The 5147-nt window shown below is 54.3% G+C and carries 6 protein-coding genes; 1 reads left to right on the top strand and 5 read right to left on the bottom strand.

The window, feature by feature from the left end; all coding sequences use genetic code 11:
* Positions 1-192: 192 nt before the first annotated feature.
* From PsWM33_RS09055 to PsWM33_RS09065, 4 genes are read right to left on the bottom strand one after another with little or no spacing between them, the layout of a single operon-like run.
* On the bottom strand, positions 193-579 hold the full coding sequence (locus tag PsWM33_RS09055) for a DUF6362 family protein (protein ID WP_063299996.1): 387 nt from the start codon (positions 577-579) through the stop codon (positions 193-195).
* 8 nt (positions 580-587) lie between these two features.
* Positions 588-998, bottom strand: a complete 411-nt coding sequence (locus PsWM33_RS09060) for a hypothetical protein (RefSeq protein ID WP_193778384.1) — start codon at positions 996-998, stop codon at positions 588-590.
* The gene (locus PsWM33_RS26745) at positions 934-1638 is read right to left on the bottom strand and encodes a helix-turn-helix domain-containing protein (protein WP_082826945.1); all 705 of its coding nucleotides are present in this window, start codon (positions 1636-1638) and stop codon (positions 934-936) included. The genes PsWM33_RS09060 and PsWM33_RS26745 overlap by 65 nt, the downstream gene beginning before the upstream one ends.
* Positions 1635-1883 carry a helix-turn-helix transcriptional regulator gene (locus tag PsWM33_RS09065; protein WP_063299998.1) on the bottom strand — a complete coding sequence of 83 codons (249 nt, stop codon included), beginning with the start codon at positions 1881-1883 and terminating at the stop codon, positions 1635-1637. Before PsWM33_RS09065 ends, PsWM33_RS26745 begins: the two co-directional genes overlap by 4 nt.
* Positions 1884-2461: 578 nt before the next feature.
* Here PsWM33_RS09065 and PsWM33_RS09070 point away from each other — a divergent pair.
* A complete protein-coding gene (locus PsWM33_RS09070; protein WP_063299999.1) occupies positions 2462-3079 on the top strand; it encodes a hypothetical protein in 618 nt (205 codons plus the stop codon).
* Here PsWM33_RS09070 and PsWM33_RS09075 read toward each other — a convergent pair.
* On the bottom strand, positions 2979-4382 hold the full coding sequence (locus PsWM33_RS09075) for a site-specific integrase (protein ID WP_082826946.1): 1404 nt from the start codon (positions 4380-4382) through the stop codon (positions 2979-2981). The two genes, PsWM33_RS09070 and PsWM33_RS09075, sit on opposite strands and share 101 nt — an antisense overlap.
* Positions 4383-5147: the final 765 nt, after the last annotated feature.

The following is a 5147-nucleotide window of genomic DNA, read 5'->3' on the forward strand; positions in this document are numbered from 1 at the left end:
AGGAGGGCTAACTCCAAACACAAATTGACCGCCGAAATAACGGCAGCGGTGACCGCTCTACTAAGAGGTTGTGAAGCCTCAAGAGGACCATGCGATGATTGGCGCAAGGTGTCAATGCAAGGAAACTGAATTCCTCCACAAACCCATGGCATTAGCCGGTCATGAATGTAGAGGGTAGAAGTGTCGGTGACTTCACCTTCGCTTGTTTATAGCGCGCTGTATGGCCAAAACAGCGGCCACAGCGCGGCGATGAGCGGTAGAACGCGCGAGCCCCACCTGAATGCAGATGGGTCGCCAGCGGAAACCTTCCGCCCGCATCCAGAGGATTTTCCGGTCATCTGGCTCAGGGACGTATCGTAGCCAATCGATGGCTTCTTCCATGAGAGCAATATCTCGAGCGCTGGGCACAGCTCTTAGTTGGGGTTTGTTGTAACCGTAAGCTTCATGAACATCATGGATGACCTGCGGCCATGTGTTGCCGTCGCGCCTAGGTGTTGACCTTGGCGGGTTGGGCAGCCGTCGTAATGTGCTGGCCGCAAGCTCAAGCCGGTCGACGATCTGTGTGGTGGTGAGCGCCATACGATCCTCTAGGTGGATGCTTTTGAGGTGACTTGCGCGTCCAGTACGCTGTGCAGCACCCGGATGTGGAAGTTCCGCGCTGCCATGATGGGTTCAGTAAGGGCAATCAGTTGGCCAGGTGTGGGAGCGATCGTTTTGGAACTGCGCCGCCAGCTTTGGCAAACCGCAAAGATCACATCGGTTGGGTAGCTGCCTAGATCTTGAATCCAATCTTCAATCAGTTGTGTGATGGCCTCTGGTGAGAGCCGTTTTTGCGGATAGTGGTTGAGAAGCTGACCAACAGCCAGGCTCACTGGCTTTGACCCGCCGGGTGCATTGGCCTTGGTGAGTGTGCTGAGCAGTTGCTCCAGTTCCTCAATCTCCTGAGCTGTCCGCTGCGCCTGACGTCGTTCTGGCCGTGTGGTGGTCAGCTGCTGCAAGAGCCTCATCCCAGGCTCTCTGCCAAACATGGGAAATGGATTTTTTGCGTTTGGAGGGTTCATGGGATCGAACAGATTGCTCATGGGATTTCTCCTTGGCTGGTCTTTGAGGTTTTGCCCGATGTTGCTCACAGGTCGGGTTTTGGGGGTAAGGGGGAAAAGGTTCTTTTGATGGTTCTAAATGACGGTTCAAGGGGGGCACCACGTGCCGGTTGGTAGCGGCACCAGATGCCGGTTGGTGCGGCACCACGTGCCGGTTGGTGGTGGGGCCTTCCGGCACACCATGCCGCTTGTGTGTTCTCGGTTTGGTCACCTCCAGATTTTCTAGCGCAGGATGGTCATTTTGATCGGGAATGGCCCTGCGTCCGTCAAAGCCAGTAAGGACGAAAATATCGGACCTGCGAGAGCCATTGGCACGGCGACGTTGGTAGCGGGTGATCAGCCCCAGCGCTTCCAAGTCATTCAGGCAGTTGCGCAGCTTGCGCTCCGAGCAGCAGCAGGCCTCCTGTAGCGTGGCTTGCGATGGCCAGCACAGGCCGAACTCATCGGCAAAGTTGGCGATGGTGATGAGCACAAACTTCTCGATCGGATCGGAAACTTGAGAACACCCATAAGCCCAGCTGATTGCTTGAACGCTCATAGGTTTGAAATCCTGTTCTCACGGATTTCCTTTTGCTTGAGCCACTCGATGACAGAGGCGCGGCGATAAAACACCCGGGGCCCAGTACGCACACACGGCGGGCCAATGCGCATGGTCTGCCAGCGGCCCAGCGTATCAACACAAACGCCAAGCTCTTTGGCCAGCTCAGCGCGCGTCATCCAACCATCGAGGATGGCCTTAGGTTCTGTTTGTTCAAGTTCCGGGGTAGGGACGTTGTCTTCCATATGTTCCTCCAAAGCAGGACCGCTCGGGCTCAAACGGTTTGCGGAAAAGCTAAGCATGGAGAGCAAATGGGCGTATAGGCGTTCAAAGGCAGTGAAAGGCGTTCATAGGCGTTCAAACATTAAGGCAACGCCTATTGAAGACAATCGAACCGTTTCCTGAGGCTACACCCTCGATGCATCGGAGGCCTCAAACCAAGGGTCGCAACTGCCCCTGTGAGTTCATGAAGATTTGGAATATCCCATAGATATCAATGGTCAGTTTTAGAATTCGAGTTGCCGCAAAACCTTGCAGTATTTCAAACAGTTAATGCCCTGGTCAAATCAACTCTGCCGGGCTGAGTGCTGGCCTGTTGTTAGCTGGTAAAGGTCTTAAGTTTTGCTGGAACTAACCTGACTTAAACGGCAGGCTGGATGCGAACTACATGCGGTGATGTGTTCTTTGATGAGGCCCAATAGAAGCTGGATGCCACAGGAGTCTAAAACTGCCTAGGGCTTCACTAGCCAGTAGCAGGCCCGAGCGTTTGCCTCGTGCCTCAATTTTTCTTCATGATGTTTGGTGTGCGTGAGGAGGAAGACCAATGGCGCTGCCATCAAAGGAGTATTTTACAGTTTTTGAAGCTGAGGCGCGCTGGGGCGTGCCGCTTGCCACCATTGCAGGTTGGGCGGAAGCACGGCGGTTTCGCCTTGTCACCAGCACGCCATTGGTTGTGTGCGGGGCACAAAAAGTGTGTGGGATGGTGGAGCTGTGCGGATCGGACCTATTCAAAATGCTGGGAACCGCGGGAGTGCCTGCACGCGCCTGCCTTGTGCACCGCGTGATCCCTTTGCGCAAGAAAGGTGCTGAACTGCTTTATGTCACCTGCCCAAGGCAAGGCCTGGCCGTGCAGCCCAATGAGCTATGGATTCCAGCGACTGATCTTTATCGGTTTGAAGAAAAGCATGGCCTTGGTCAGCGTGGTGGTCAAAGCGGTGATCGGGGTGGGCGTGAGCCAAAGTATGACTGGGAAGGGATGTGGGCACCGCTGTGTGTCCATCTGTTTACACAAGGTGTTCCAAATACTTTGAATGAGCTCGCCAGTGCGATGCAGGACTGGTTTATTGAGGCCTCTGCAAGTGGAGAGGCGCCTGATATGAGTACCATCCGCCGCCGTATTCAGCCTCTTTGGCAGGCCCTGAAAACGGCGCGGGAGAACTAGCATTTAAAGATGTTGCGGAAAGAACGGGAGGCGTTGAAGCAGGTAGTTGAGGTGGAAGCGAAGTAACCTGTTGTGTGTGTTGAGATGGTTTGGACTTTACATAGCCAGCGACTGCATTGACGCTTTCGCGTAAGGGAGACTCCATTAAGTGCGCATAGCGCTGAGTGGTGCTCATCTGAGTATGACCCAGAAGCTTGCCAATGACTTCCAATGAAGCTCCACCGGAGACAAGCAGGGAGGCAAAGGTGTGGCGCAGATCATGAATGCGCACATCACTGATATCTGCTTGCTTCAAGATACCTTGCCAGTAGCGGCGCATCTCATGAACAGGTTTGCCGGGCACATCACCTGGAAACAGCCAGAGGCAGTCCTTGGACACAGCACTTTGACGGCGTCGTACAAGATCGGCCACCTCAAGTGATATGGGCAGGCGGTGGGTGCGGCGCTGTTTGGTGGCAGCAGCTGGTTTGAGCCATATGAGCAGGTCCAGATTAAACTGCTCAAAGCGGGCATGGCGCACCTCGCCAAGACGTGCCCCGGTGAGCAGACACAGACGGATGACATCAGCTCCGCGCGTATCCGTGCTGTCCTCCAGCGCCGCAGACAGACGGCTGATCTCGTCCAAAGATAAGAACCGTTCACGAGCATTTTCTGGACGCTTGTGGAACCCATCTGCTGGATTGTCTTCCCGCATCTTCCACTGCACCGAAAGATTGAACATCTTGCGCAGGATCTCGCCCAGCCGATTGGCGCGGATCGGGGTAGGCTTGGGTTTGTCCTGGTGCTTTTGTTTACTTCGCTGCTTGTTCGTCCTGGCAGGCCGATGACGCCCGCTTGCGACCTGACACAGCAGCTTGTTGACATCTGCTGAACAGATGTCCCGTACGGGCCGGTTGCCCCATGTCGGCAGCACCAGCTTGGTCAGCATGGAGATCTGGTCTGCCTGATTGCGTTCTGCCAGCTTGGGCAGATGCTCGTCCTTATAGCGCTCAATAAGATCGCTCACATGAGGGATAACCCGCTCTGCTTGCCGGTTGCCCAGCGGATCGCAGCTGAGTTCAATCTCCCGGCGGATGGTCTTGGCCCGTTCGCGGGCTGCCACAACACTCCAGGCAGGCCACTGGCCAATGGTGTAACGGCGCTGGCGGCCTCCCACCCGATAGGACAGGTTAAACGCCTTGGTGCCGGATTTGTAAATCACCAGAGCAAAGCCGGGGACTACACTGTCAAACAGTTGGTATTGGCGCACCGTGGGCTTTGCGTTGCGAGCAATCTTTTCTGTAAGGCGCTGACGACCTGGCACAATCTACTCCCCCTCACATAACATCCAAGTAATGCGTAGTGTGTCAGCCCTTGCAAGATCCAAGTCTCATGGTATGGCGCGCACACTTGCAGGAAAGCCTAATGGAAGCCGGTCTTAGGCGTATAGGCGTTCATAGGCGCTCAAAGGCAATGAAAGGCGTTCAAAGGCAGTGAAAAATAGAAGGGGCGCGCACAGGCCGCCAAATCAGGAGAAAAATCACCCCTGCGAAAGAACTGGAAGATGAGGTGCGACAGGCTGAGCTGCCAGCTTCAGCCAGATTGCATGTCAGGCTTAATCCTGAGCAGTATTCATCTGAAAGCAGTTCTTCGCTGTCAAAGGCCACTATCTACTCTCCTAAGAGGAACTGTTTTGGAGGTCATTTGAGGTCTGAAGCCCCCAAAATCAGCTCAAAAAGGACCTTGTCTTTGAGTTCTTATTCCGATTTTCCCTTATATTTCAGTGGCGAGCCAAAAACGGCCGGGCTGGGCCAAAAATGGCCCGATGATTTCTCTGGTTTATCAATAATATAGCCGCCTTTTGGGGGCTTATTAATTTTCTGGGCCAGAAGTGGCCCAAGTTTACGTTGCGGCACTAAATTTGCAGCGCTGCGACGCAGGTAGCTTTGCGCGTGTTCTAAAATTAATTTCTCTTGTTATTTCAATAGGTAAGTCCGACCAGGTGAGTTTTATACGACTACTTTCCCATTCTGGCATGCAAGTTGCAATTGTGTTGGTACGCTGTCGCAGACTGGGGTCTGGGGCTGTG

It is taken from the genome of Pseudovibrio sp. WM33, from assembly GCF_001623165.1.
In the GTDB taxonomy this organism is placed as follows: domain Bacteria; phylum Pseudomonadota; class Alphaproteobacteria; order Rhizobiales; family Stappiaceae; genus Pseudovibrio.

Coding starts and splice junctions, on each gene's coding strand:
- PsWM33_RS09055 (WP_063299996.1), bottom strand. CDS start 579: ATGGCGCTCACCACCACACAGATCGTCGACCGGCTTGAGCTTGCGGCC.
- PsWM33_RS26745 (WP_082826945.1), bottom strand. CDS start 1,638: ATGAGCGTTCAAGCAATCAGCTGGGCTTATGGGTGTTCTCAAGTTTCC.
- PsWM33_RS09065 (WP_063299998.1), bottom strand. CDS start 1,883: ATGGAAGACAACGTCCCTACCCCGGAACTTGAACAAACAGAACCTAAG.
- PsWM33_RS09070 (WP_063299999.1), top strand. CDS start 2,462: ATGGCGCTGCCATCAAAGGAGTATTTTACAGTTTTTGAAGCTGAGGCG.